The sequence below is a fragment of the Streptomyces sp. R-74717 genome, assembly GCF_047305335.1.
GTDB classification, from domain to species: domain Bacteria; phylum Actinomycetota; class Actinomycetes; order Streptomycetales; family Streptomycetaceae; genus Streptomyces; species Streptomyces atratus.
On record NZ_CP102361.1, the window covers coordinates 2,096,968 to 2,121,928 of the forward strand.

Genomic DNA, 24,961 nt, shown 5'->3' on the forward strand with positions numbered 1-24,961 from the left:
GTCAAGACCGGGGGCTGGTTCCTCGTGGAGCTTCACGAGGAACCAGCCCTCTACATAGGACTATTGACGCATCGTCATGATCGTCCGCTCGGCTTCACGACCATGGCCGAGCCCCCACCCCGGCGCGCCTTCTCCGCGGCCGCCAGCCAGCGTCCGTCCGGCAGCCGCTGCACACCTGTCGCCGCCCCGATCTCCGGGTTCAGCTTGAAGACATGCCCCAGCGACTCCAGTTCCGCCCGCACGGGGCTGTTCCACAGCCCCGGTTCGAGCTCCGTCGTCGCCGAGTTGCGCTGGCTGGCGCGCGGCGCCGCGATGGCGTCGACCAGCGGCAGCCCCCGGTCGACCTTGCCGATGAGCGACTGCAGCACGGTCGTGATGATCGTGGCGCCACCCGGCGAGCCCAGGGCCAGCACCGGCTCACCGTGCTTCAGCACGATCGTCGGCGAGATGGACGAGCGCGGACGCTTGCCCGGACCCGGCAGATTCGGGTCGTGGACCGCCGGACTGGCGGGCGCGAACGAGAAGTCGGTCAGCTCGTTGTTGAGCAGATAGCCGCGCCCGGGCACGGTGATGCCGCTGCCGCCGGTCTGCTCGATCGTCAGCGTGTACGCAACGACATTGCCCCACTTGTCGGCCGTCGTCAGATGTGTGGTGTTCTCCCCCTCGTACGTCGTCGGGGCGGCCGTGCCACCGGACTTGCAGTCGGCCGGATGGCCGGGGTCTCCCGGCGCGAGCGGACTGGTGAGCACCGCGTCGTCCCTGATCAGGCATTCCCGCGCGTCCGCGAACCGCTGGCTGAGGAGCCCCTGCGTCGGTACGTCCTCGAACGCGGGGTCGCCGACCCATCGCCCGCGGTCCGCGAACGCGATCCGGCTCGCCTCGATGTAGCGGTGCAGATACTGCGCCTCGCTCGCCCTCGAAAGGTTCGTGGACTCAAGGATGTTGAGTGCCTCGCCGACGCTCGTGCCGCCGGACGAGGAGGGTGCCATGCCGTACACGTCGAGACCGCGGTAGCCGACCTTCGTCGGAGCCTGCCGCAGCGCCCGGTAGGACCGCAGGTCCTTGTCTGTGAGGTCGCCGGGACGCACGACCCGGGTGGCCTTCGGGTCCACGGGCGGGTTGCGTACGGTCCGTACGACGTCGTCGGCCAGCTCGCCCTTGTACAGCTCGTCAATGCCCTTACGGCCCACCTGTTCGTACGTACGCGCCAGATCGGGGTTCTTGAAGACGGACCCGACCGCCGGCAGTTGACCGCCCGGCAGGAAGAGCTTCCTGGTCGCGGGGAAGTCGGCGAACCTGGCCTGATTCCCCTCGGTCTGCGAGCGGAACGTGCTGTCGACGACGAAGCCGCCCCTGGCGAGCCGCTCGGCCGGCCTCAGCACCTGCCGCAGCGACTTACTGCCCCAGGTGTCGAGCGCGGTGTCCCAGGTGGCCGGGGTGCCGGGGGTGCCCACGCTCAGTCCACTGGTGACCGCGTCGGCGAAGGCGAGCGGCTTGCCGTTCTCCAGGAACAGCGAGGAGTCCGCGCTGCGCGGTGCGGTCTCCCGGCCGTCGATCGTCTCCACGGTGTGCTTCCTGGCGTCGTAATAGACGAAGTAGCCGCCACCGCCGAGACCTGACGAGTACGGCTCGGTGACACCGAGCGCCGCCGCGGTCGCCACCGCGGCGTCCACCGCATTGCCGCCCTTGCGGAGCACCTCGATACCGGCGGCCGAGGCATCCGCATCGACGCTGGCGACCGCCCCTCCGTAACCCACCGCGACAGGCGACTTGGGCGGTGGTGCGGTCGGTGGTGCAGACGAGGACGGGGCGGCTGCCACAACCGTGACGACAGCGGCGAGAACAAGCGGCAACGACACATTCCGCGCGACGAGACGTCGCATGGGCACCTCCAGTGAAGGATTGTCCGCCGCAGGGTAACGCCGCCCCGCCCACCTCGTCAGGACCGCCGTGGACCCGGGGCCGATCGCCCGCTGACATGCCCGCCCGACTGACGACGTACGCAACATCGTGCTGGGTGTGATAGCCGCCGGTATCAGCGCTGGGCTGGATCGCCCGCACATATCTCGCGGGCTGCCGGCCACGTCCTCGATCTTCTGCCTCAGCCGCCGCACACAGGCGTCGACCAGGCGCGCGTCTCCGTGGTAGCTGTGCTCCCAGACGTATTCGAGGAGCTGCTGCCTGCTGAAGACCTGCTCGGGCGAGGCCGAGAGGTGGAGCAGCAGCTTCAGTTCGGAGGGCGCGAGCAGGATGCGCTGCCCCGCCTTGGCGACGGAGAGCCCGGCGCGGTCGACGGCCAGTTCGCCGTGGAATTCGATGCCGCCGCGCCCCGCGGGTTCGACGAGCCTGCGCAGTACGGCGCGGATCCTGGCCTCTATCACTTCGGTACGCGCGGGCTTGACGATGTAGTCGTCGGCGCCGGCCTCCAGCCCGACGACCACGTCGAAGTCGTCACCGCGCGCCGTGAGCATGATGATCGGCAGCTGGCTGGTCTCCCGTATCAGGCGGCAGACCTGGACCCCGTTCATTCCGGGGAGCATCAGATCGAGGAGCACCAGATCGGGCCGGAACTCGCCCAGCGCGGCGAGGCCCTCCTCACCGGTCTCGACGGCCCGCAGCTCATGACCGCGCCGCCGCAGCCCCAGCTCGACCCCTTCCCGTACGGAGGGGTCGTCTTCGATCAGCAACACGCGAGGCATGGCAGCAGTATCCCAGCGATCAAGGAATGGATTCGAACCGGTGACCGGAATGTGCGCCGGGGCTCACGCCCGCCGCAGCCGCCCCCGGCCCGCCGCGATCACGGCACTGACCTCCCGCAGCCGGAACGGCCGTGCCAGCAGCGCCACCGTGAGCAGGAGTACGACAGCGCCCGCCCCCACGGCGGCAAAGTCCCCGGACCCCTCGCAGGCGCGAGCGGCCAGGTATCCCAGCACCCCGGCGGGCACACACGCCGCCACCAGCCGGAGCTGCGCCCACAGCCCGGGCGAACGCACCAGTGAGGGACGGGCGGCATCGCTGCCGGAAACCCTGCGGTGCAGCACATACGCGGTGATGCCGAAGCCCGCGAACAGCGCCACCGAGTACGCCCCGGCCATCCCGGTCACGGCCCAGCGGACCGGCAGCAGCAGATACGCGGCAATCGAGAGCCCGGCATTGAGCGCCGCGATCACCAGATTGAGGAGGAACGGGGTGCGGGTGTCGCTCATCGCGTAGAACGCGCGGGAGAGCACGTACTGCCCGGAGTAGGCGATCAGCCCCGGCGCGAACGCCATCATCATCCCCGCCATCACCGCAATGTCCGCGTCGCCGGTGCGCCCGTATCCGTACACGGCCCCCACCACCCACGGTGCCAGCGCGAACAGCAGGGCCACCGCGGGGACCACGACCGCGGCCGAGGTGCGCAGGGCGTACGAGACATCGCGCCGGACACCCGTCAGGTCGTTGTCGGCCGCCGCCCGGCTCATCCGGGGCATCAGCGCGGTGACGAGCGAGACGGTCACGATGCCGTGCGGCACCACCCACAGCTGAAAGGCGTAACTGTACGCGGTGTAGCCGACGCCGCCCGGCACATGCTGTTCCACGGCGTGCTGACCGGTGGCGGTGGAGAGCCGGGTGACCACCCAGTAGGCGATCTGGTTGGTAGCCACGAGCATGACGAGCCAGCCGGCCGCGCGCAGCGGCCGGGTGAGTCCGCTGCCCCGCCAGTCGAACCGCGGCCGCCAGCGGAACTTCGCGGCGCGCAGCGCGGGCACCAGGGCGAGCGTCTGGACCGCGATCCCGGCGGTCGTCCCCCAGCCGAGCCACTGGGCCTGCGCCGGGGTCAACGTACCGTCGGAGCCTGCCGCGACGGCCAGATAGATCCCGAACACCGCAATGATCACCACGTTGTTGAGGACTGGGGTCCACATCATCGCGCCGAACCGGTCGCGGGCGTTGAGCACTTGACCGAGGAGGGTGAACAGTCCGTAGAAGAGGATCTGCGGCAGGCAGTAGCGGGCCAGGGCGATGGTGAGATCGGCCTGTTCGCCGTGGTAGTCGGGGGCGTAGACCGAGACGATCCACGGGGCGCCGACGACCGTGAGCGCGGTGAGGGCGAGGAGCCCGATCGTGCAGATGGTGAGCAGCCGGTCGGTGTACGCGGCGCCGCCGTCGGCATGGTTCCTGGCGGCCCGCACCAGCTCGGGGACGAAGACGGCGTTGAGCGCGCCGCCGATGAGCAGTGTGTAGAGGATGTTGGGCACGGTGTTGGCGACGGTGTACCCGTCCGCCTGGAGTCCGGTGCCGAGTGCGGCGACGACGACCGCCGAGCGAATGAAGCCGGTCGCCCGGGAGACGATGGAGCCGGACGCCATGACGGCGCCGCTGCGCAGCACCGAGCCGGACTTGCGCTCTGCGGCCTTCGCGGAGGCCGCCTCGGTGGCCGTCATCGGCGCGCCAGGTACGCCTGGAACGCCCGGTACAGGGTGTTGTTGGCAGCTCCGCCCACCGATGCCTCCCACTCTCCGAGGGTCTCGACGACCTGGCCTCCGGTGCCGAGCTTCCAACGGAGCAGCCCGAAGGGGCGGTCGTCGGGGTCAAGGGTGGAGGGTACCCCGCGCATGTCGTGCACATCGGCACCGAGCCCATGGGCGTCGAGCATCATCTTCCACTGCAGCGCGTTGCTGGGGCGGACCTCGCGGCGGTGGTCGGCGGAGGCGCCGGTCTGGTACCAGACCCGCCGGCCGGTGCTGATCATGGTGTGGGCGGCCAGGATCTCGCCCTGGTGGACGGCCAGATAGAGCTTCATCCGGCCGGGGTGTTCGGCGTTGAGTACGGCGTACTGCTGCTGGTAGTACGCGAGGGAGCGGCCGAGCCGGAAGCCGTCGCGCTCCTCGGTGATCCGCAGCAGGCGGTGGAATTCCGGCAGTTCGGCCGCGCCGCCGATGACGATCCGCACCCCGGCCTTCTGGGCCTTGCGTACATTGCGGCGCCACTCCTGATTGAGTCCCGACCACAGTTCGCCGGGGGTCCGTCCGGCGAGCGGCACCTGGAAGACATAGCGCGGCTGTGCGTCGGCGTCCCCTCCCCCGTCGCCGCCGCACCGGCGCCAGCCGCGGGCCCGGAGCCGGTCGGCGACGGCCGCGCCGAGCGGGTCCACCTCCGTCGCGAGTACGTCGCCGACCTTGCGGCGGGGACCGGTGGCGGCTTTCAGGCGGGCGGTGTCCCAGCGGCGGTACGCCGGCGAGGGGCCGATACGTACGGCGAACGCGCCGGACTTCCGCAGGTGCGCCATGAGCGGCCGCAGCCAGCGGTCGATGTCGGGGTCGGCCCAGTCGGCCACCGGCCCCTCAGGCAGGTATGCGAAGTATTTGCGGGTTCCCGGGAATTGCCGGTAGAGCACCAGCGCGGCCCCGGCCGGTTCACCCGAGTCGCTGTGCCAGCCGACCATTTCGGACGTCCATTGGTCCTTCACCGAGGCCCAGGACGGATACTGCAGAAAGCTTGCCTCCGTACGGGTGGACACGAAGGCCCGGTGCTCGGCGGCGGTCAGGCTGCGTATCCGTAGCTCGTGGTCATGGCTGCGGTCTCCGGTCGCGAGCAGCGCTGACATGTTCGTGGCCCTCCCTGGTCCGCCCCGTTGTCGGCTCTGCGGGGCTGCACAGGATGCTCACAGCGGTCCGTGACGGAGCCGAGCGGCGAATGTGACCGGCCGATGACCGTTGCGCTGCGGTCCATGTCACACAGGGGATTTCCCGGTTTTCGGCCGATTTGCGGAACCTATCGTCGGGTGAATACCTCTCCACCGACGAGAAGCAATGCCTTGGAGGTTTTTCCGTTGATCTCTGCACGCCGGCGCATACGCCGTACCGCCCCGCTCGGCCGCCCGGTCCGGCTCACCCTGATCGCGGGTACCGCGGTGCTCGGCGCCACGCTCACTGCCTGTTCCGGCGCGTCCGCATCGGACTCGGGCAAGGGATCGGGGCACGTGGCCGGAGAGGCATCGGCGCAGGACACCAAGATCTCCGTGAACCTCCAAGGCGGCAGTGCCACCCCCGGGAAGCCGGTGAAGGTGACTCTCGACAGCGGCAAGCTGAAGACGGTCACGGTGAGCGCGACCGAGGGGGACACGCTCACCGGCCGGATATCCGCCGACGGCAGGACCTGGACGTCGGACCGGCCGGCCGCGCCCGGCACCACGTACAGCGTCGAGGCGAAGGACACCGAGGGCGGCAGCGGCAAGGCGGGGTTCACCACCGCCGGGGCCGACAAGGTCAACAAGCTGACCCTGGCCCCCGGCAAGAACACCACGGTCGGCATCGCGCAGCCCCTGTCGATCGTCTTCGACAACCCGGTGAAGGACAGGGCCGCGGTCGAGAAGGCTCTGAAGGTCTCCACCTCGAACAACACCGAGGGCTCCTGGGGCTGGCTGCAGGACTACTCCGGCAAGGACCGCGTCGACTGGCGGCCCAAGGAGTACTGGAAGTCCGGTACGAAGGTCACGCTCGACGCCGACCTCAACGGAATCGACTCGGGCCCGTCCGGCGGCTGGTTCGTCCGCGACTACAGGACCACCTTCACCATCGGAAGCAACCAGGTGGTCAAGGTCGACCTCGACCGTCACCGGCTGGCGCTGAGGCGGGACGGGAAGACCGTCGTGGACGTGCCCATGTCGGCCGGCACCCCGGGCGGCGAGAAGGCGTCCTGGCGCGGGACGGCCGTGCTGATGGCCAAGGAGGGCACGATCAACATGCGCTCCGAGACGGTCGGCCTGGGCGACGCCTACGACAAGATGGTCGACTCGTCGATGCGGCTGACCTGGTCGGGCATGTACGCCCACGCGGCGCCGTGGAACGCCGCCTACTTCGGGGTGGCCAACCACAGTTCGGGCTGTGTCGGGATGAGTGACGCCAATGCCGCTGCGCTGTACCAGCAGGTGCGGGTCGGCGACCCGTTCGAGATCACCGGCGCGGATGCCAAGGGCACGGTCGCGGAGGGCAACGGGTACGGGGCATGGAATGTGGCATGGTCCGACTGGCAGGCGAAGAGCGCGCTGAAGTGAGCCGCACAGCCGCGTCGCACTACTGACATCACATCCAACAATCGTTACTCTCACGTAACTTACCGACGAGTTACCTCAAGTAAGGAGTCGGGGTTACCGTCGGGTCACTTTGCATCGACACGCGTGAGGAGTGACTCGTGGCACGCCCGTACCCGGCCCTGCGCACCACCGCTTCCCTCGGAACAGTCGCCGCCCTGATCGCCGGAGCCGCCCTCGGCGCGGCCCCGGCGGCCGCCGCCCGGCCCGCCGCCGCAGCCGTGGCGGCGGGCGCGCCGAGCCTGAAGTTCTACGACATCCCCGGCTCCGGCGGGATCACGCTCAAGGGCAATGTGTTCACGCCCGCCGGTACGGAGCCGGGCGAGCGGCATCCACTGATCGTGCTGCCCACCAGCTGGGGCCTGCCGCAGGTCGAGTACCTCGCCCAGGCCCAGCAGCTCGCCGACTCCGGCTACGTGGTGGTCAGTTACACCTCACGGGGCTTCTGGCTCTCCGGCGGCAACATCGAGGTCGCGGGCCCGCCCGACCTCGCCGACGCCTCCTCGGTCATCGACTGGGCCCTCGCCAACACCCCGTCCGACCCGGACCGCATCGGCATGGGCGGGGTCTCCTACGGCGCGGGCATCAGCCTCCTCGCCGCCGGGCACGACAAGCGGATCAAGGCCGTGGTCGCCCTCAGCGGCTGGGCCGATCTCATCGGCTCCATCTACAGCGGCCGCACCCAGCACCTCCAGGCCGCAGCCCTCCTCGGCGGCCTCGGCCTGCTCACCGGCCGCCCGGGCGACGAACTGAACCGGACACTCACCGACTTCCTCGGCTCCAACCTCGCCAAGGAACAGGACATGATCGCCTGGGGGAAGAAGCGCTCCCCCGCCACCCACCTCGACGAGATCAACGCCAACGGCGCCGCCATCATGATGGGCAACGCCTGGGGCGACACGATCTTCCCGCCCAACCAGTACGCCTCGTTCTACGACAAGCTCACCGGCCCCAAGCGCCTGGAGTTCCGCCCCGGCGACCACGCCACCGCCGAGGCCACCGGACTGCTCGGCCTGCCCAACGACACCTGGACCGACGCCCACCGCTGGTTCGACCGCTACCTCAAGGGCGAGCACAACGGCATCGACCAGGAGCTGCCGGTCCAGCTCAAGTCCCGCAACGACGACGGCTACGAGGGCTATCCGGACTGGAAGTCCGTCGGCGCCGCCGAGGAACGGATCGCGCTCGGCGGCACGAAGGAGATCTACGCGAATATCGACTCGGGCGCCAACGGCGGCATCACCATGCTGTCCAACGCCCTCGACCAGTTCGTGAAGCTGCCGCCGCTCGCCTCGATCCCGCTGCTGCCCCGTACCTTCGCAGGTGTCTGGCAGTCCGAGAAGTACGCGTCGGAGCAGCACATCCGGGGCACGGCCAGGCTCCACACCACAGTGACCAGTAACAAGGAGAGCGGCACCTTCGTCGCGTATCTCTACGACGAAGGGCCGCTCGGCCTCGGCAAGCTGGTCAGTAACGCCCCCTATACCTTCCACGGGCAGACGCCGAACCAGCCGTTCCCCGTGGACCTGGAGCTGTTCTCCACCGCCTACGACGTCCCGGCCGGTCACCGACTCGCCCTGGTGATCGACACCGTCGACCCGCTGTACATCGAGCACAACCCTGACGGCTCACAGCTGACCTTCTCCTCGCCCCAGGCGGACCCGTCGTACGTGTCCGTTCCCTTGCGCGAGAAGTGATCACCGGCTGCTGCCGGGCGGGCACTGCCCCTCGGGGACCGCTTCGCAGCGGGTCCCGGCTACTGCACTCCCGGCAGCAGCGTTCCTGGTTCGGCCGGTGCGACCTCCACGGCCTTCGTCTTCGGATTGCGCCGCTCCCGCTTGGCCACCCAGGTCGCGAACCAGGAGAGCAGCATGCACATCCCGATGTAGATCGGCGAGATCACCATCACCACAGGGATGAAGGGAAGATCGTAGTCGAGGTTGGACGCGATGAGCTTGCCCGCGTGGAGGAATTCCTCGTAAGTGATCAGATAGCCGAGCGAGGTGTCCTTCAGAGCCACCACCAGCTGGCTGATGATCGTGGGCAGCATGGCACGCACCGCCTGCGGGGCCAGTACGAACGTGGTGACCTGCGTCTTGCGCATCCCCAGGGCGTACGCGGCCTCGCGCTGGCCGCGCTCCACCGAATTGATTCCGGTACGGAACACCTCGGCGAGCACCGAGCCGTTGTACAGGGTCAGACCGGTGACCAGCGCGAGCAGCGGCTGCACCTTCAGCGCCACGAAGATGAAGAAGATCATCACCAGAACGGGCATGGCCCGGAAGAACTCGACCAGCAGCGTAGAGACCCAGCGCACGACCCGGTGGTCGGAGAGCCGGCCGACGGCGAGCACCGCCCCGAGCACGAGGGAGAGCACGGCGGCGTACGCGAACGCCTTGAGGGTGTTGCCCAGTCCGCGCAGCAGCAGCTCCTGAATGCCCTTGTACTCGAAGGGTGTCCATTTGGCGCTGGTGAACTGATCGGTATCGAAGAGCAGATAGATGACCCAGCCGACCAGGGCGAGGATCAGGACCGTCGAGACGATCCCGTACAAGCGGTGGCGTTTACGGGTGACCGGGCCCGGGATGTCGTAGAGCGCGGTGGGGGACGGCGCGGTGTGGGTGGTCATCGGGCGACTCCCCAGCGCTTCTCCAGCACATTGAAGAGCGCACTGATGGACAGGGTGATGATCAGGTAGCCGACGGCGATCCAGACGAAGGTCCAGATGATGCTGTAACCCAGCTCATTGAGGGTCTTGTAGGTGCCGAGCAGCTCGGTGACGCTGAAGGCCCCGGCGATCGCCGAGTTCTTGGCGAGGGCGATCAGCGTCGAGCCGATCGGTGGGATCACCGAACGGAACGCCTGCGGCAGCACGATGTTGTTCAGCGTCTGGCCGAACGTCATACCGAGGCTGCGGGCTGCCTCGCCCTGCCCCGTCGGCACGGTGTTGATGCCGGAGCGCAGCACCTCGCAGATGAACGCGGAGGTGTAGCAGCCGAGCGCGAGGACCGCGAAGACCTTGAAGGGAAGCACCAGGCCGAAGCGCGGCAGTCCGAGCAGGACGGCGAAGAAGAGCAGCGTCAGCGGGGTGTTGCGCAGCACCATCACCCAGACCGTGCCGAACACCCGGAGCGAGCCGACGGGAGCCACCCGGCAGGAGGCCATGAAGAAGCCGAGGAGCAGGGCCAGGATCGAGGAGTAGACGGTCAGCTCGACCGTGCCGAGGAAACCCTTGCCGTAGAGCGAGAAGTTCTGTGTGAGTACGTCCATGGTCGATGCCCGCCCTCTCAGGTCGCCGGGTAGCGGTCGATGGGCGGCGGAGTCGGCGCGGGCACCCCGGACAGACCGAGTGTGGCCTCGAACGCCCTCTTCCAGTTGCCGTTCTTCTCGTTCGCCTCCAGGGCGTCGTTGAGGGCGAACCGCAGCGCGTTGTCGCTGCGCGGGACGCCGATGCCGTACGGCTCCTCGGAGAACGGCTTGCCCACCACCTTCAGCTCCTTGGGCGCCTTGGCGGCGAAGCCCAACAGGATCGCGTCGTCGGTGGTGACGGCGTCGACCTGGTACGTCAGCAGGTTGTCCACGCAGATCGAGTACGTGTCGTAGGCGACCAGGATCGCCTTCGGGTAGTCGGCGGCGACGCGCTGGTACGGGGTCGATCCGGCTGCCGAGCAGACCGTCCTGCCCGCCAGGTCCTGAGGGCCGTTGATGTCGTGTTCGTCGGTGCGGACGAGCAGCGACTGCCCGGCCATGAAGTAGGGCCCGGCGAAGCCGACGAGCTTCTTGCGCATGGCGTTGATGGTGTAGGTGCCGACGTAGTAGTCGATCTGGCCGTTCTGAAGCGCCGTCTCGCGGTTGGCGGAGGCGATGGTCTTGAAGCGGATCGTCTTCGGGTCGAAGCCGAGTGCGGCCGACATCATCTTGGCGATCTCGATGTCGAAGCCGGAGTAGACGCCGGTGGCCGGGTCCTTCTCGCCCAGGTAGGGCTGGTCCTCCTTGGCCCCGACCCTGAGGTATCCGCGCTTCTTCGCCTTCTTCCAGGTCGGTGATTCGGGCAGCCGGAAGCTGGTGTCGACCTTGTATACGGGCAACTGCTCGGGCTTCGGGCCCTTCACCGGCGGGCTGCCCTCCTTGCCGCAACCGGCGGCGAGCACGACCAGCAGGAGACCGGCGCAGGCGGCCAGAACTCTTCTCGTACGCAACACGGAGCTCCCCGTCAGTGCTTGAGGATCTTGGACAGGAAGTCCTTGGCGCGGTCACTCTCCGGAGCGGTGAAGAACGCCTCGGGAGTGCGGTCCTCGACGACGCGGCCGTCGGCCATGAAGACCACACGGTTGGCGGCGGAGCGGGCGAAGCCCATCTCGTGCGTGACGACGACCATGGTCATGCCGTCCCGGGCGAGCTGCTGCATGACCTCCAGCACCTCGTTGATCATCTCCGGGTCGAGCGCTGAGGTCGGCTCGTCGAAGAGCAGGGCCTTGGGGTCCATGGCGAGGGCGCGCGCGATGGCCACCCGCTGCTGCTGGCCGCCGGAGAGCTGGGCGGGGAACTTCTCGGCCTGCGAGGCGAGTCCGACCCGCTCCAGCAGTTCCCGGGAGCGCCGGTCGGCGTCGTCCTTCTTCCGCTTGCGGACCTTGAGCTGGGCGAGCGAGACATTGGCCAGCACGGTCTTGTGCGCGAACAGGTTGAACGACTGGAAGACCATGCCCACTTCGGCCCGGAGCTCGGCCAGCCCCTTCCCCTCCTCCGGAAGAGGTCTGCCGTCGATCGCGATGTGACCCGACTCGATCGTCTCCAGCCGGTTGATGGTCCGGCAGAGCGTTGATTTGCCGGAGCCGGAGGGGCCGATGACCACCACCACCTCCCCGCGGCCGACGGTGAGATTGATGTCCCGCAATACGTGCAACTGTCCGTAGAACTTGTTGACGTCCCGCAGCTCGATCAACGGATCGACGGCCATACGCTGCCCCACCCACTTGTCGCTATGTCGAGGTCAGCGCAAACTATCCAGCGCGAAAAGGGACTTCGCCTCCGACACGCATAAATGGGACATAAGGCGTCTTATTTGGTTTTAGTGAAAATTCTGCCCCTCGGCTGACTCCGAGTACACCTGCGAGAGCTCGGGGCTGCCCGCGATCGCCCAGTCCAGCCCGGCCTCGACCACATCGATCTCCCGCCCCGAGGCGAGCCGCACCACAGGCTGTCCGCCCGGCCAGATGTTCCAGACCGCACCGGGGACGTTGCGCACCAGAACCGTGCCCAGGTACAGCCCCGCGTCGTTGCCCAGCCAGGGCAACTCCTCGGGATCGTCGCGCCAGCGCGGCGGCAACTGGTCGAGAGCCGCCAACGAGGCCGGGCTGTCATCGAGTTCGAGCCCACGCTGCCCCGCCCGGACACGCAGCAGCTCGCACTCGGCGAGGAGCTCGGCCACGCCCTCAGGATCAGCCGCGACGGCGGCTGCGAGCCCCACCCCTCGCGTACCGTCGTGACGCTTACGCCAGTTGTCCAAGAAAGGGATGTTCATGATCGATTCCCCTTTGACGCGTCGCCGCTGAATACAGCCCCGGCCTGAGCGGCGTCGCACGCAGGCAACGTCGAGTAGCCAGCTCCAGTCGGCGTCAGTTCGCTCACGTTCCCCATGATCATCTCCCACTCGACTCCCACCGGGCTCCCATCGCGTCAACGTAGCGAAGTGCGAACATCAGCCCACCATGACACAAAACCGGCCCCGGGTCGCTGCACCTTGGGGGGTGTGGACTGCGACCCGAGACCGGCAATATGACCAACGATGGAGATCGCTTCCCGTTGGCCACCCACTCAAGTGAACAAGCGTTCGAATCCGCGACAGTACTGGTAGCCATGCGGCATATGCCAGGAGGCCGCAGGGCGGTTTCAGCCCGCCCTTCGGCGGATGGGGCGATCATTCAAGATCAAAAAATGCCGGAAAGTAGCTGCTGACGTATGACCTTGCAGGTCACAGCGTTTGTCGAGTGCCTGCCGACCTGCCGCCCTGGATCCTCGAACACCGCCGTACTCTCGGCGACCGCATCCGTGACCGGCGCATGCACCAAAACCTCACCCAGGAGCAGCTCGCCCATCGGGCCGAGATTTCCCGCGACACGATCCAGCGCATCGAAGGCGCCCAGAACGACGCTCGAATCAGCCACCCAAGGCGCATCGCCGACACGCTCGACACCACAGTCGGCGCGCTCCTCGGCGAGTAGCAGCCCGCTTACGGCCCCGCGCCCTGGCAGCAAGGTCCGGCCCATACCTCGGTATCGAGGTTGTGGGCCCCGGGCCGGTCGCGGATGATCCAGACGCTCACCGCACCAGTGGTGAGCGTCTGGATGCACCAGATGCAGGCGCGGCCGGCGGACTGGTCCCACGTCAGCGTCCCCGGGTCAGGGAGCGGCCGGGACGCTGGGCCTGGGCCCTCAGCCAAGGCCGTCACGGCATCTTGCCTGTCTCCCGGGCGGCGCAGGCGGCGGCATCCGAGCAGGCCCTCGGGAACCAGCTGTACGCGGCGCCTCCTTCGGGCCGGGCCCGCTTCTCGCCGAGGTCCATGTCCTCGCCGACGGTGAGAGCGGTCCTGCACCAGACGCAGGACCATCCGCGCTGCTGCTGTTCCGTCAGTTCGCCGACTGGCGGTAAGTCCCTCACGGTTATGGCGTCCCCGGCTCGTCGTTGATCAGGTACGAGACCAGCGTGATGGGCGGGAAGGGGCTCAACGCTCACAGATTCGTGAGCGTTGGCAGGTCAGGGCGTGAGTGCGGCTACAGGCTGATCCAGGCAGCCATGTGGCCGAGGGTGTCCGGAGTGCGGCGCGAGATGTGCACCAGGCCCTTGATGGTCTCGCGGGCCCCGGGGTGATAGCGCGTCTGCTCCGGGGCGGCGTGCCGGGCGTCGACGATGCTACTGAGCGCGGCCTCGGTCCGGCCGGTTTCCATCTCCGAGCGGGCCTTGTCGATGAGGAAGTGGGCGCGCCGCGATGTGGCCAGCGCCGTCGGCAGGGTGATCTGCCGGGCCTGGGTGAGGGCTTCGTCGTACTGCCGCATCTCGACCGCGGCCGACATCTTGTGGAGCGCGACGTTCGTCGGCCCGAAGCTGAGCCAGTGGACTTCGGAGGCGTCTCCGGTCTGCCTGGCGCAGTCGCGGGCTTCGGCGATGTGGGTGTCGACCGCGGTCTGCCGGTCGGCGCGGGCTGCGATGACGGACGCCCCGAGGTGGAGTTGCCCGGTGACGGCCACTGCCTCCCGAGTCTGCTCTGCCGCGCCGACGATGCCGTGGCCGGCGGCAACGAGGCGCTGCCCAATCGTGTACTCACCTTCCCGGAAGTACACCAGAGCCCGCATGTACTGGCGGATGGCGGCCAGACACGGATCGGACGCTCGGTGCGCTGCCCAGTCCATACGGTCCAGGGCGACTGAGCTGAGGTCGTAGTAACCGAGCTTCACCGAGATGTCGTGTGCGGTGCGGTACGTCGAGGCCAGCGCCTGCCACAGCTCCGTCGACTGGCTACGCCAAGCCGCGGTGGTGAGTTCCGCGATCGTGGCGGGCAGCAGGCGGGCCGCGTTCCTCAAGCGCGTAGCCCGCACCTGGGCACAAAGGTCTTCGGCGTTGGCGATCAGCCGCTCGGCGGGCCTGTCAGGGATGGCGTCGTCGGCCCCCAGGTCGTACAGGTCGAGCGCTTCCCGGATGGGGCGCACGAGTTCGGCGAGGCGGTCCTGCTGCAGTTCGGTCACGTAGGGCTGTCCCGTCAGCACGGTGACGTCGATCCGAAGGGCCTGGGCAACCGCCGCGACGAAGTCAAGGTTGGCGGGCTTGGCGCCGCACTCAACTTGATTGAGGAGGCTGTACGAGTACGGGAGCCGGTCGGCCAGCTGCCGCTGTGTCAGCCTGGCAAGCTTCCGCTGCTCTTTGATCCGGGCGCCTGTGTGGTCGTCGTCCAGTCTGGGCATACTGGTCTCCGTTCCTGACTCGTCATCCGGAACGGTACCCGCGCGTCCGCGCGCTGGATCCCGCCTCACCCCCGATTCCACCCGGTTCGGGGGCGGTTGCATGTGTGGTCGGATGGCGGCATGGCGACTCTGTACCTGTTCGGCCCGGCCGCCCCACCCGTCTTCGAGGTTGCCGAGGTCATTGAGAACGCTCAGGCCCGCGGGTGGGATGTGTGCCTCGGGCTGACGCCGACGGCGGCCCGGTGGCTGGGTGAGCAACTCCCGGAACTGGAGCGGCTGACCGGGCATCCAGTGCGCTCCGAGTACAAACTGCCCGGGGAGCCGGATGTGTGGCCACCAGCGGACGCGATTCTGCTGGCGCCGGCCACCTTCAACACGGTCAATGCCTGGGCACTCGGGCTGACGTCGTCATTCGTCGTCGGGGTGGTCGCCGAGGGGATCGGAAAGAGGATCCCGACCGTGGCGATGCCGTGCGTGAACGCGGCCTATGTGCAGCATCCGCAATTTGACCGATCGGTCGAGACCCTGCGCGGGGCCGGGGTGACCGTGCTGTACGGGCCGGGCGGGTTCGAGCCGAACCAGCCGGGCGAACGGCATCCTGAGGGCTTTCCTTGGCATCTCGCCCTGGACGCGGTCGGCGCGATTGTCAGTCCTGCCTCGTAGCCTTCTCTCATGCCGATCATCCCTTCGCCTGCCACGCCTGTGCGCTCCCCCGCCGAGGTGAACGTGGACATCCGCGCGCTGTGGGCGGCCGGCCCGCTGTCGCCGGAGGGTGAGGCGGAGTATCAGCGGCTGCTGGTGGAGTGGGAAGCCGCGGTCCGGGCGGATGTCGTCGCGGCGGCCTGACCTGCGCGGCTTCGGTCGATTGTCAGTGCTGCCGTTCACGATCCGGCCGTGGCAATCGATATCCCTGAAGATCTGATCATGCTGGAACGTTCCGCCGTTGAAGATCAGCGCAAGGCCCTGGCCGAGCCGTACGTGGAGGGGGCGTGGGCGCCGTGGCGTGAGGCGGCGGCGAAGTTCCAGGCCGCGGTGACCGCGCACGCCGAGGCAACTGGTGTGTCCCAGTCCGAGCTGGAGATGGCCGTGAAGAAGGCAGTACTGCTTCCGAAGCCGGAAGACGGCTGATGCACGTCCGCCCCTCTCCCGGGCGCTGTTCCGGGTGAGGGGCGGTCTCGTAGCTGCGCCCAGCCATAGGCGCGAATGTGATGAGTCCACGGTACTGGGCCGGTATGACAACCGGGCTGGGCAGCAGGTGGCCCCGCCGACGGGGGATGCAGCAGGGCCAAGGCCAGTGTTCCAGACGCCGTCGACAGTTGGGGCGGTATCAGTCCGCCTCTTCTGTGGCTCTGTTCACTACGAAAGTAGATCTTGACCGCGCGATGATCTCGGCAAGTGCCGCCTATGTCGCCGACCCGTCAGCCGCCGGGTCCTCCACTGCCAAAAGCCCCACCGTTGTCATCCTTGCGTGCGTCCCTCGGCGAAGAGGGCCGGTTGAGCTCATATGGGCTGAGACCTTCCCCGAAATCATCTGCAGCCCTCAAGTTTTCGTCGCTTCGGGAGGAAGGCTCGGCCCGTGGTCCCTGCTGTCGTACCCGAGACCGACGGTGCGCGTCCCACCAGACGAGGCCAATCAGAACAGCGACTACGACCACTGCTATGCCGACGGGGAAAATCCAGCGCACAGCCGAAGCGGCCACTGTGATGTCACTGATGGGCACCTGGCTCACATGGTGGATCATCTGGCCCACGTCCTTCCTGAGGGGATTCCACCGCTCACAAAGCGAGGCAGAGGCTTCCGCTCATTTGAGAGAGAGCCCGCGATGGCAGGAGCCGTGGGAAACTCCAATCCCGCTACCCTTGGCGGGATCAATGTCGCGGGGCCCGCCTGAACTGGACGTCTGGCAAGGCTCAAGCTCCCTGATAAGTCTACGGCGGGGCATACGGCGGCCGCGCTACGCCGAGGGCCCGCAGCAAGCCGGCGGCGTCCATGCGGCTCCTGTCCTGTCTCACCCGAGCTTGAGCGATCTCGATCAACCTTGAGCGAAGGGGTGCTGCGGCCTTCGGCAGGTGAGTACGAACATCCGCGTGCCGCGCTCATCACCAGGGGCCGTAGGCTCGCTGATCATGCGTATACCGAGACCCGCATGGCTCACCCCGCACCGCCTGATGACCGCCACCGTCCTGGCTGCCGTATTCGCGGCCGGCTGGTACCTGGGACAGCCCGTCCTGCCCTCACGGTGCGAGGTGCCGACGGCACCCGTGCGGTACAGCGACCACCTGGCGGCCGACACGCTCCGGGGCTGTGACGACAGGTCGCGCCTCCTGGCTTGGCTCTCAGGAGACTTCCGCTAAGGGCATGACGCGCTCCGGCCATGGTGGTGCCGGCTTCGGCAACGTCCTGCCCTGTGTGCTCAATATTCGATGAGACGAACTGCAATCCGTCAGGCTTCGGTGAGATTCGCTCAAGGTTTGGTGCGACAGGAGCCAGCTCCGCTCGTCGGCTTCCGTGCAGCTGGCACAGCGAGAGACCCGAACACATGTACGATCTTCCGTCTGATCTGCCACGCCTCCGCACCCTGCGGACCTGGTACGCCATGTGGCTGGGTCGGATCGACGAAGCAATCGCGGCGGCCGAGCAGCGAGAAGCCGAGCAGCAGCAGGGCGAGGAGCGGCGGCCGGCGGCACCGGACTGGGTGGTGGAGCAGGGCGGCTGGGCCCACTGGTACGAAGCAGCATGACGAAAGCCCCCTGCCCCGGCCGAAGCCGGGCAGGGGGCGGTGGTTCATGAGCGGCGGCGGTCCGGCGGAAGTCCGTAGATGGCAGGGCTCGGGTTGGAGCCGGGGCTGCTCGGCGTATCGCGGCGGCAGACCAGCGCGTCCGGATCGTCCGGCGGTGGCTGGAGGCTGTACCCGGCCGGGCAGGTCTGCCCGTTGATGCCATCGCGGCCGTTCGTGCCGTCCCTGCGGCGCTGTCCTTCCCTGCAGGACCGGGCGGTCCCGCAGGTCCGGCCGGTCCCGGAACAGTGGAGTCGGCCCCGGCCCGCCCGGTCGCACCGGACGGGCCAGGAACCGGAGGTGACATCGGCCTTCGACCGCCACCAGCGGTAGATCGTCTGCTTCCCGCAGCCGGCCCGGGCTGCGATGCCTTCGATGGTCAGACCCGCGTATCCGACATCGCTCATCAGCTCGAACGCGGCGGCCAGAATCGCCACCCGGCTCTCTTCGCTCCGCTTGCGGCCGGGGCGGGCCGCGGTGGGGGGGTGTGTTCTCCGTCGACATGCTGCTGGCTCAATACGAGACGCCACGGTTCGAATCAGGAGATGTCCTATGTCTCTGCGCACCGCACTCGTTGTCGGGGGAGCCTCCCGCATCGGTCTCGCCTCGGCCGGGCTGCTGCACCGCCGCGGTACGACGGTGCACCTCGCCGACCGCAGCAAGAGCCGTCTCGGCGAGGTCGCGGCCACCGACCCCGAGCTGATCGGCCACCGGGCCGACGCCTCGAACGCCGACGAGATCGGCGCCCTCGCCGAGTCCATCGGCACCATCGACTGGCCGGTCCTGACACTGAGCGGCAGCGAGGGCATCGGCCCGATCGCCGAGCTGGACCTGGAGGTGCTTCGCGGCGCCTTCGACGCCAAGTTCTGGGCGCACCTCACCACGGTCAAGGCCGCCCTGCCCCATCTCGCCGAGGACGGCTCGATCACTCTGCTCGGCGCGATCACCGCCCGCGCCGGTCTGCCGGGGACCTCGGGCGTCGCGGCGATCAACGGCGCAGTCGAGTCCCTGGTCAAGCCTCTGGCGACGGAACTCGCTCCGATACGGGTGAACGCGGTCTCGCCCGGGGTCGTCGACACCCCGTGGTGCAACGTCATGCCCGAGGAGGCCAAGCAGGCGTACTTCGCGCAGGTCGCCGCGGTCCTGCCGACGCGGCGCGTCGGCACCGCGGAGGACATCGCCGAGGTGGTCGTTCTCGCCGCGACCAATGCCAACACCACGGGCACGGTCATCGAGTCCGACGGTGGCGCGCGCCTCGTGTCATCGGGTTGAGTCCGCATCATTGGGTTGAGTCCGCACCGGTGACTCCGCCGACGGGCCTGCCTGGCGGCGGAGTTCCGCACGCGCGGCAACAGACGTGGCCGAGATGTGCCGACGCGCCGGTGCTCCGGCGGCAAAAGGGGTGGCAGCGAGGAGATCCGAGCTGGTAGCTTCGCGATCATGTCCAGCCCCGAGTCCGACAGAGACTAGCCACCGGTCCACCGGTGGCTGATCCATTGTCGAGTTGATCCCGTACGGCCGAGTACCGGTCGTGGGTTCGCTGCCGTCGGGCTGCCGCCGCAGGACCACCGCTGTGTGGGCTGCGCTTTCCCGTATGCGCTCGTGACGCACTCGTGCGCAGATTCTCCGGCTGCGGCGTCGGCCGAGTTGTCGAGTCCCGTCCTTGAACACCCCGGACGTTCCTCCGTGTTGCCGCTCGTCATGACGGGCGGGCGCGGCCCACACCCCCTGTCTGGTCCATCCATCAGCCGTCCATGGGGTTTCTTCATGCCATTTGCTGTCTACGCGCTCGGGCTCGCCGTCTTCGCCCAGGGCACATCCGAGTTCATGCTGTCCGGTCTGGTCTCGGACATCGCCGCCGACCTCCACGTATCCATTCCGGCTGCGGGGCTGCTCACCTCGGCCTTCGCGATCGGCATGGTCGTCGGGGCGCCGTTGATGGCGCTCTTCAGCCGGAACTGGCCGCGCCGCCGTGCCCTGTTGTTCTTCCTCTGTGTCTTCAGCGCCGTCCATGTCATCGGCGCACTCACCCCCAGCTATGGGGTGCTTCTCGCGACGCGGGTCGTCGGGGCGCTGGCGAATGCCGGTTTCTGGGCCGTGGCCCTGGTGGCGGCGGTCTCCATGGTCGGACCCGAGGCCCGGGCACGCGCCACGTCCGTGGTGGTCGGGGGCGTCACCATCGCCTGTGTGGCCGGGGTGCCCGCCGGTGCGGCGCTGGGCGGGCACTGGGGGTGGAGGTCGGCGTTCTGGGCCGTGGCCCTCGTCTCCGTACCGGCTGTCGTCGTGATCGCCAGGACGATTCCGGGGGCACGGCCGGAGTCCACCCCCGCACCCGCACGCGACGAGCTGGGGGCCCTGGCCCGTCCGCGGCTGCTGCTGCTGACCCTGCTGACGAGCGCCCTCGTGCAAGGGGCGACGTTCTGCGCGTTCTCCTACTTCGAGCCGCTCGCAACCCATGTCACCGGACTCGGTGCCGCCTGGGTGCCCGCCCTGCTCGCGCTGTTCGGCCTGGGCTCGTTCGTCGGGGTCACCGTCGCCGGCCGGTTCATCGATGCCCGGCCGGTCGCCCTCACCACGGCCGGTCTGCTCTCGCTCGCCGTCGGCTGGACCGGGTTCGCGCTGACCGCGGGAAGCCCGTTCGCAACGGTCGCGCTCGTCTTCGTCCAGGGCATGCTTGCGTTCGGCACCGGGACGGCGCTGATCTCGTGGGTGTTCCGGCTGGCGGCCGACGCACCGACCCTGTCCGGCTCGTTCGCCACGTCCGCGTTCAATGTGGGCGGCGCGCTCGGCCCCTGGTTCGGCGGGCTCGCGATCGACGCGGGGTTCGGCTTCCGCTCACCGCTGTGGGTGAGCGCACTCCTGATGGTCCTGGCGCTGGGCACCGCCGGGGCGTCACAGGGGATGCGCCGGGCCGCCGACCGGAGTCGGGACGGAGTCCCTGCGGTCTGACCGGCGATGAATGAAGCCCCGCCCGGCGCTGAACGGGCGGGGCTGTCCTGGTCACAGCAAGCAGCCAGCAAGCGGGATAAGGACATCGACCACCGTATCGGCGACCACTGACAACGACGGCCGACGTCCGAGGCGTCAGAGATCGAGGTCCACGACCACCGGGGCGTGGTCCGACGCACCCTTGCCCTTGCGCTCCTCGCGGTCCACATAGCTGTCCTTGACCGCCGCGGCGAAGGGCCCGTTGCCGTAGACGAGGTCGATCCGCATGCCCTTGTTCTTCGGGAACCGCAGCTCCCGGTAGTCCCAGAAGGTGTATGGGCGGTCGTACTTGAGCGGGCGCGGCATGACGTCGGACAAGCCCTCCTGGCGCAGTGCGGCGAGGGCGGCGCGCTCGGCCGGAGTGACGTGGGTCGCGCCCTCGAACAGCGCCGGATCCCAGACATCCTCGTCGGTCGGGGCCACATTGAAGTCGCCCAGGACCGCGAAGGGCTGCGAGCCCGCGGCATCCGCGGCGACGGCCTTCTGCAGGGCCTCGAACCAGCGCAGCTTGTACGCGTAGTGCGCGTGCTCGATCTCGCGGCCGTTGGGCACGTACACCGACCAGACACGGACCGGGCCACAGGTCGCGGAGATCGCCCGGGGCTCCTGCACCCCGTCGTACTCGGGACCCTCGGGCAGTCCCCGGACGACGTCGGACAGGCCGGCCCGGGAGACCAGTGCGACCCCGTTCCACCGGCCGGTGGCGTTGACCGCGGACTCGTAGCCGAGTTCGCGGAGCTCGTCCGCCGGGAACTGTTCGGCTGTGCACTTGGTCTCCTGGATGCACAGCACATCCGTGCCGGTGCTCTCCAGCCAGGCCAGCAGCCGCGGGAGCCGGGCGGTGATCGAATTGACGTTCCACGTGGCGATGCGCATGTACGTAAACCTAGCGGCTCCCACTGACAGTCGCCGGACCGGCGGCGGTCACAGGCCGGTCGAATCCCCGGGGGTCAGCCGGCCGTGGTCGGTGCCGCCGAGGTTGCCGATCTGGGTGTCGTAGATCGGGCGGGCGAGATCGGTGAGCAGCGCGTCGTGGATGTCGATGGCGCGGCGCGGTTTGACCTCGCGTACGTAGTCGATGACCTCGGAGATCTTGTTCCAGGGGGCCATCACCGGGAGCATCAGCGTGTCGACCGGCTGGTCGGGGACGGTGAGCGCGTCGCCCGGGTGGAAGATCGAGCCGTCCACCAGGAAGCCGATGTTGGTGATCCGCGGAATGTCCGGGTGGATCACCGCGTGCAGCTCGCCGTGCACCTGTACGTCGAAGCCCGCCGCGGAGAAGGTGTCGCCGTGGCCGACGGTGTGGACACGACCCGGGAAGGCCGCGGAGAGCTGGTCGGCGACGCTGCGAAGAGTCCAGATCTCGGCGGCCGGGTTGGCCTCCATACCGGCGCGCAGCCGCCCCTCGTCGAAATGGTCGAGGTGCTCGTGCGTCACCAGCATCGCGTCGGCGCCGACGGCGGCGTCCTGCTCCGAGAAGCCGCCCGGGTCGATGACGAGCGTCCGCCCGTCCTTCTCCAGACGGATGCAGGAGTGCGTCTTCTTGGTCAGTGTCAGGTGCACGGGGTTCACGGCGTTCATGGACTCCATCCTGCTACGGGCGGGGCTTCGTTTCTTCCTGAATCACGGTCTGGGCGATCGAGAAGGCGGCGCTCGCGGCCGGTACGCCGCAGTACACGGCGGTCTGCATCAGCACCTCCTTGATCTCGGCCGGGGTGAGGCCGTTGCGCAGCGCGGCCCTGACATGGGCGGCCAGGCTCTCCAGATGGCCGGAGGTGACCAGCGCGGTGAGCGTGACACAGCTGCGGGTGCGGCGGTCCAGGCCCTCCCGGGTCCAGACCTCGCCCCAGGCGTAGCGCGTGACCAGCTCCTGGAAGTCGTCGGTGAAATCGTCGGAGGCGGCCATGGTCCGGTCCACATGGGCGTCGCCCAGCACCTCGCGGCGCACCTTCATGCCGGGCTCGTACGGGTCGGCGCGTCCGGTGGTCCCGGTCTCGGGCTGCGGTGTGGCTGCGGTGATCTCCGCGATGGGCAGCACCGGGGCGGAGAGCTGCGGGGCGAAGGGCGGGGCGGGGATGGCGGCGAGGGTGTCCTGCCAGGCCGTGGAGAAGTGGGTGAGGAGCAGATCGGTGACGGCTCCGGGCTGCTCGACCGGCGCGAGGTGGGAGGCGCCGGGGACGAGGGCGAGCCGGGCGTCCGGTATGCCCGCGACCAGGGTGCGGGCGTCGCCCGGTCCGGTGACCCGGTCCTCGGCGCCGACCAGCACGAGGGTCGGAACGGTGATACGGCCGAGTTCGCCGCGGATGTCGAAGACGGCGAGGGCTTCGCAGGCGGCGATGTAACAGCCGGGGTCGGTGGTGCGGACCATCTGGACGGCCCACTCGACGATGGCCGGCTGGGCGGCGGCGAAACCGGGGGTGAACCAGCGCTCCGGCGCGGTGCGGGCCATCGGCTCCAGGCCGTTGGTGCGGACGACCACCCCGCGCTGGCGGAACTCGTCGGCGCTGCCGAACCGGGGCGAGGCGGCGACCAGCGCGAGCGAGGCGACCCGGTGCGGGTGGCGCAGCGCGAGGTCGGCGCCGATTGCGCCGCCGATGGAGCAGCCCGCGTACCCGAAGCGCTGGACGCCGAGCCCGTCGAGGGTGGCGAGCAGCCGGTCGGAGAGTTCGGTGACGGCGGTCGCGGGGTGGGCGGGGGCGCCGCCGTGGCCGGGGAGGTCGAAGCGGAAGACTCTCCAGTGCTGGGTGAGCTCCGGTATCTGCCGGTCCCACATGTGCCATGTGGTACCGAGATAGGGGCCCAGGACCAGGACCGGTGCGTCTTCCGGCCCGTCAAAGCGGTATTGCAGGGTTTCAGTCGTCGTCTCACTCACCCGCCCACGCTCCCACATCTCACAACAGCCTCTATGACTGGGTTACGACTGTATGGCCCTGACCAGGTGAAACACCTCACGGGCGGCGTAGCGTTTGAGGCACCAGTACTCCTGGGTGCGTGGATCGCAGCGCAGGCGGGTCTGCACGATCCGGTGCAGGGTGGCGTTGGCCTGCCGGTCGCCGCCGCGGTTGAGGCGACGGTACTGCCTCGCGCCTGAGGAACGCTCGACAGGGCTGACCCCGCACAGTGCGGCAAACGACGCTTCACTGGCCAGACGCTCCGGGTTGTCCCCCATCGTGATCAGCAGAGTCACGGCCGTGTCCGGGCCGATGCCCACCACAGCGAGCAGCTGCGGGGCGTGGCGTTCCGCGAGCCGGGTCAAGCGGTGCTCCACGTCCTGGATCTGTTCGGTGAGTTGCTCGATCCGGTGGGCCAGCAAGCGCAGAGTCGTGCGGGTGGCCTGCAGCACCGTCTCCTCCTCGCCCTCGTCGTCTTTGCTGCCCTCGGCGAACCGTGCGCAGGCACGGAAGAGGTCCGGGTTGTTCAGCCCGGCCAGCTCTTCCCGCAGGTCAGGGTGAGCGGTGATGAGGACGGCCTTGAGCTGGTTGATCGCCTGGGTACGGGCTTTGACGGCCGACCCCTTGGTGAGTTTGTACATCCGGGCTATCTGTACGGGTCCGTCGCCTGATTTGGCCCGGGCGCGTGCCCGCCCGCTCAGTACCGCCCGGGCGGCGTTCTGGGCATCGAAGGGGTCCGACTTGCCACGGAGACGACGGTCGGTCCGGTCCGGCCGGTTCACCTCGAACACTTCCACGCCCTGGGTCAGCAGGTAGCGGGACAGGGCCGCTCCGAAAGACCCGGTCCCCTCCACCCCGGCCCGCCGTACCGTGCCCAAGTCGCCGGCCCACGCGAGCAGCCCGCGGTATCCGGCGGCGATGGCCGGGAACTCTTCGGTGCCGAACACTGCCCCGAGCGGGGAGAGGACGGCAGCCACATGAGTGTCCCGGTGCGTGTCCACCCCGAGGATCACCTCCCCCGTTGGCCGGCGTCAGCGGGCACGCGGGGCAGGGGACGTACTGGACGTGTTCTGTCTGGGCATACCCGTTCGCCTTCCGGTCCGATGGCTCATCGCGTTGCCGGCACCGGGCCGCGTCGGGCGGTCAGAATTGTGATGACGCCTGATTGATCGGCAAGCCCCTATCGAGACACACCCCGCCAGCCCGGTACCGACAACGCACCATCCCCGGACCACAGTCGACGCTGTGTGAGAAGGACACCCCGGTCAAACGTCT

At 68.7% G+C, this 24,961-nt stretch carries 24 protein-coding genes and 2 pseudogenes; 10 read left to right on the forward strand and 16 right to left on the reverse strand.

Features of this window, described 5'->3' with window-relative positions; all coding sequences use genetic code 11:
• Window positions 1-74: 74 nt before the first annotated feature.
• The 4 genes and pseudogenes from ggt to NRF20_RS09405 all read right to left on the reverse strand — a co-directional run bounded on the left by ggt (window position 75) and on the right by NRF20_RS09405 (window position 5,590).
• The gene (ggt, locus tag NRF20_RS09390) at window positions 75-1,883 is read right to left on the reverse strand and encodes a gamma-glutamyltransferase (RefSeq protein WP_413752393.1); all 1,809 of its coding nucleotides are present in this window, start codon (window positions 1,881-1,883) and stop codon (window positions 75-77) included.
• A 246-nt stretch (window positions 1,884-2,129) separates the two neighbouring features.
• Window positions 2,130-2,699 (reverse strand): annotated as a pseudogene (locus NRF20_RS09395) (response regulator); the annotation flags it as partial.
• Between the two features lie 63 nt (window positions 2,700-2,762).
• Window positions 2,763-4,427 (reverse strand): murein biosynthesis integral membrane protein MurJ, encoded by a 1,665-nt coding sequence (gene murJ, locus NRF20_RS09400; protein WP_398632948.1) that lies wholly within the window; start codon window positions 4,425-4,427, stop codon window positions 2,763-2,765.
• Window positions 4,424-5,590 carry a lipid II:glycine glycyltransferase FemX gene (locus tag NRF20_RS09405; protein ID WP_413752394.1) on the reverse strand — a complete coding sequence of 389 codons (1,167 nt, stop codon included), beginning with the start codon at window positions 5,588-5,590 and terminating at the stop codon, window positions 4,424-4,426. The genes murJ and NRF20_RS09405 overlap by 4 nt, the downstream gene beginning before the upstream one ends.
• A 225-nt stretch (window positions 5,591-5,815) precedes the next feature.
• Here NRF20_RS09405 and NRF20_RS09410 point away from each other — a divergent pair, with 225 nt between their 5' ends.
• Together NRF20_RS09410 and NRF20_RS09415 are read left to right on the forward strand one after the other, a co-directional pair.
• Complete coding sequence (locus NRF20_RS09410; RefSeq protein WP_398632947.1) at window positions 5,816-7,039, forward strand: Ig-like domain-containing protein; 1,224 nt, start codon at window positions 5,816-5,818, stop codon at window positions 7,037-7,039.
• Window positions 7,040-7,176: 137 nt separating this feature from the next.
• Window positions 7,177-8,772 (forward strand): CocE/NonD family hydrolase, encoded by a 1,596-nt coding sequence (locus NRF20_RS09415; RefSeq protein WP_413752395.1) that lies wholly within the window; start codon window positions 7,177-7,179, stop codon window positions 8,770-8,772.
• Window positions 8,773-8,831: 59 nt separating this feature from the next.
• On the opposite strand, the gene NRF20_RS09420 is transcribed toward NRF20_RS09415, so the two are convergent.
• The 5 genes from NRF20_RS09420 to NRF20_RS09440 form a co-directional block, all read right to left on the reverse strand.
• Window positions 8,832-9,704, reverse strand: coding sequence for an amino acid ABC transporter permease (locus NRF20_RS09420; RefSeq protein WP_398632945.1), 873 nt, complete (start codon window positions 9,702-9,704; stop codon window positions 8,832-8,834).
• On the reverse strand, window positions 9,701-10,345 hold the full coding sequence (locus NRF20_RS09425; RefSeq protein ID WP_266356380.1) for an amino acid ABC transporter permease: 645 nt from the start codon (window positions 10,343-10,345) through the stop codon (window positions 9,701-9,703). The genes NRF20_RS09420 and NRF20_RS09425 overlap by 4 nt, the downstream gene beginning before the upstream one ends.
• Window positions 10,346-10,362: 17 nt before the next feature.
• Window positions 10,363-11,274, reverse strand: a complete 912-nt coding sequence (locus tag NRF20_RS09430; protein ID WP_398632943.1) for a glutamate ABC transporter substrate-binding protein — start codon at window positions 11,272-11,274, stop codon at window positions 10,363-10,365.
• Between the two features lie 14 nt (window positions 11,275-11,288).
• The gene (locus tag NRF20_RS09435) at window positions 11,289-12,032 is read right to left on the reverse strand and encodes an amino acid ABC transporter ATP-binding protein (RefSeq protein ID WP_266365095.1); all 744 of its coding nucleotides are present in this window, start codon (window positions 12,030-12,032) and stop codon (window positions 11,289-11,291) included.
• Window positions 12,033-12,143: 111 nt separating this feature from the next.
• Entirely contained in the window at window positions 12,144-12,596 is a 453-nt protein-coding gene (locus NRF20_RS09440) for a DUF6278 family protein (RefSeq protein WP_398632942.1), read from the reverse strand.
• A gap of 466 nt (window positions 12,597-13,062) precedes the next feature.
• Here NRF20_RS09440 and NRF20_RS09445 point away from each other — a divergent pair, with 466 nt between their 5' ends.
• Window positions 13,063-13,296: a helix-turn-helix domain-containing protein gene (locus tag NRF20_RS09445; RefSeq protein ID WP_398632941.1), complete on the forward strand. Its 234-nt coding sequence runs from the start codon at window positions 13,063-13,065 to the stop codon at window positions 13,294-13,296.
• A gap of 223 nt (window positions 13,297-13,519) precedes the next feature.
• Here the strand turns inward: NRF20_RS09445 and NRF20_RS09450 are convergent, their stop codons facing one another.
• The gene (locus tag NRF20_RS09450) at window positions 13,520-13,732 is read right to left on the reverse strand and encodes a hypothetical protein (RefSeq protein ID WP_398632940.1); all 213 of its coding nucleotides are present in this window, start codon (window positions 13,730-13,732) and stop codon (window positions 13,520-13,522) included.
• 113 nt (window positions 13,733-13,845) lie between these two features.
• Entirely contained in the window at window positions 13,846-15,030 is a 1,185-nt protein-coding gene (locus NRF20_RS09455; protein ID WP_398632939.1) for a helix-turn-helix domain-containing protein, read from the reverse strand.
• 120 nt (window positions 15,031-15,150) lie between these two features.
• Between NRF20_RS09455 and NRF20_RS09460 the strand changes: the two genes are divergently transcribed.
• The 5 genes from NRF20_RS09460 to NRF20_RS09480 all read left to right on the forward strand — a co-directional run bounded on the left by NRF20_RS09460 (window position 15,151) and on the right by NRF20_RS09480 (window position 17,771).
• A complete protein-coding gene (locus tag NRF20_RS09460; protein ID WP_398632938.1) occupies window positions 15,151-15,693 on the forward strand; it encodes a flavoprotein in 543 nt (180 codons plus the stop codon).
• 9 nt (window positions 15,694-15,702) lie between these two features.
• A complete protein-coding gene (locus tag NRF20_RS09465; RefSeq protein WP_398632937.1) occupies window positions 15,703-15,876 on the forward strand; it encodes a hypothetical protein in 174 nt (57 codons plus the stop codon).
• 48 nt (window positions 15,877-15,924) lie between these two features.
• Entirely contained in the window at window positions 15,925-16,158 is a 234-nt protein-coding gene (locus tag NRF20_RS09470) for a hypothetical protein (protein WP_398632936.1), read from the forward strand.
• A 999-nt stretch (window positions 16,159-17,157) separates the two neighbouring features.
• Window positions 17,158-17,385 carry a hypothetical protein gene (locus NRF20_RS09475; RefSeq protein WP_266356395.1) on the forward strand — a complete coding sequence of 76 codons (228 nt, stop codon included), beginning with the start codon at window positions 17,158-17,160 and terminating at the stop codon, window positions 17,383-17,385.
• A 185-nt stretch (window positions 17,386-17,570) separates the two neighbouring features.
• Window positions 17,571-17,771 (forward strand): hypothetical protein, encoded by a 201-nt coding sequence (locus NRF20_RS09480; RefSeq protein WP_398632935.1) that lies wholly within the window; start codon window positions 17,571-17,573, stop codon window positions 17,769-17,771.
• 338 nt (window positions 17,772-18,109) lie between these two features.
• Here NRF20_RS09480 and NRF20_RS09485 read toward each other — a convergent pair.
• A pseudogene (locus NRF20_RS09485) lies at window positions 18,110-18,325 on the reverse strand (TetR/AcrR family transcriptional regulator); the annotation flags it as partial.
• A 34-nt stretch (window positions 18,326-18,359) separates the two neighbouring features.
• Here NRF20_RS09485 and NRF20_RS09490 point away from each other — a divergent pair.
• Window positions 18,360-19,079: an SDR family oxidoreductase gene (locus tag NRF20_RS09490; RefSeq protein WP_398632933.1), complete on the forward strand. Its 720-nt coding sequence runs from the start codon at window positions 18,360-18,362 to the stop codon at window positions 19,077-19,079.
• 495 nt (window positions 19,080-19,574) lie between these two features.
• Window positions 19,575-20,756, forward strand: a complete 1,182-nt coding sequence (locus NRF20_RS09495) for a Cmx/CmrA family chloramphenicol efflux MFS transporter (RefSeq protein WP_413752396.1) — start codon at window positions 19,575-19,577, stop codon at window positions 20,754-20,756.
• A gap of 135 nt (window positions 20,757-20,891) precedes the next feature.
• On the opposite strand, the gene NRF20_RS09500 is transcribed toward NRF20_RS09495, so the two are convergent.
• From NRF20_RS09500 to NRF20_RS09515, 4 genes are read right to left on the reverse strand one after another with little or no spacing between them, the layout of a single operon-like run.
• Window positions 20,892-21,671, reverse strand: coding sequence for an exodeoxyribonuclease III (locus NRF20_RS09500; protein ID WP_398632931.1), 780 nt, complete (start codon window positions 21,669-21,671; stop codon window positions 20,892-20,894).
• Window positions 21,672-21,719: 48 nt separating this feature from the next.
• Complete coding sequence (locus tag NRF20_RS09505; RefSeq protein ID WP_398632930.1) at window positions 21,720-22,376, reverse strand: MBL fold metallo-hydrolase; 657 nt, start codon at window positions 22,374-22,376, stop codon at window positions 21,720-21,722.
• A 13-nt stretch (window positions 22,377-22,389) separates the two neighbouring features.
• Window positions 22,390-23,685, reverse strand: a complete 1,296-nt coding sequence (pcaC, locus tag NRF20_RS09510) for a 4-carboxymuconolactone decarboxylase (protein ID WP_398632929.1) — start codon at window positions 23,683-23,685, stop codon at window positions 22,390-22,392.
• 24 nt (window positions 23,686-23,709) lie between these two features.
• Window positions 23,710-24,687: an IS110 family transposase gene (locus tag NRF20_RS09515; protein ID WP_398632928.1), complete on the reverse strand. Its 978-nt coding sequence runs from the start codon at window positions 24,685-24,687 to the stop codon at window positions 23,710-23,712.
• Between the last annotated feature and the right edge of the window lie 274 nt (window positions 24,688-24,961).

Coding starts and splice junctions, on each gene's coding strand:
- ggt (WP_413752393.1), bottom strand. CDS start 1,883: ATGCGACGTCTCGTCGCGCGGAATGTGTCGTTGCCGCTTGTTCTCGCC.
- murJ (WP_398632948.1), bottom strand. CDS start 4,427: ATGACGGCCACCGAGGCGGCCTCCGCGAAGGCCGCAGAGCGCAAGTCC.
- NRF20_RS09405 (WP_413752394.1), bottom strand. CDS start 5,590: ATGTCAGCGCTGCTCGCGACCGGAGACCGCAGCCATGACCACGAGCTA.
- NRF20_RS09420 (WP_398632945.1), bottom strand. CDS start 9,704: ATGACCACCCACACCGCGCCGTCCCCCACCGCGCTCTACGACATCCCG.
- NRF20_RS09425 (WP_266356380.1), bottom strand. CDS start 10,345: ATGGACGTACTCACACAGAACTTCTCGCTCTACGGCAAGGGTTTCCTC.
- NRF20_RS09435 (WP_266365095.1), bottom strand. CDS start 12,032: ATGGCCGTCGATCCGTTGATCGAGCTGCGGGACGTCAACAAGTTCTAC.
- NRF20_RS09440 (WP_398632942.1), bottom strand. CDS start 12,596: ATGAACATCCCTTTCTTGGACAACTGGCGTAAGCGTCACGACGGTACG.
- NRF20_RS09455 (WP_398632939.1), bottom strand. CDS start 15,030: ATGCCCAGACTGGACGACGACCACACAGGCGCCCGGATCAAAGAGCAG.
- NRF20_RS09460 (WP_398632938.1), top strand. CDS start 15,151: ATGGCGACTCTGTACCTGTTCGGCCCGGCCGCCCCACCCGTCTTCGAG.
- NRF20_RS09465 (WP_398632937.1), top strand. CDS start 15,703: ATGCCGATCATCCCTTCGCCTGCCACGCCTGTGCGCTCCCCCGCCGAG.
- NRF20_RS09475 (WP_266356395.1), top strand. CDS start 17,158: ATGCGTATACCGAGACCCGCATGGCTCACCCCGCACCGCCTGATGACC.
- NRF20_RS09480 (WP_398632935.1), top strand. CDS start 17,571: ATGTACGATCTTCCGTCTGATCTGCCACGCCTCCGCACCCTGCGGACC.
- NRF20_RS09490 (WP_398632933.1), top strand. CDS start 18,360: ATGTCTCTGCGCACCGCACTCGTTGTCGGGGGAGCCTCCCGCATCGGT.
- NRF20_RS09495 (WP_413752396.1), top strand. CDS start 19,575: ATGCCATTTGCTGTCTACGCGCTCGGGCTCGCCGTCTTCGCCCAGGGC.
- NRF20_RS09500 (WP_398632931.1), bottom strand. CDS start 21,671: ATGCGCATCGCCACGTGGAACGTCAATTCGATCACCGCCCGGCTCCCG.
- NRF20_RS09505 (WP_398632930.1), bottom strand. CDS start 22,376: ATGAACGCCGTGAACCCCGTGCACCTGACACTGACCAAGAAGACGCAC.
- pcaC (WP_398632929.1), bottom strand. CDS start 23,685: ATGTGGGAGCGTGGGCGGGTGAGTGAGACGACGACTGAAACCCTGCAA.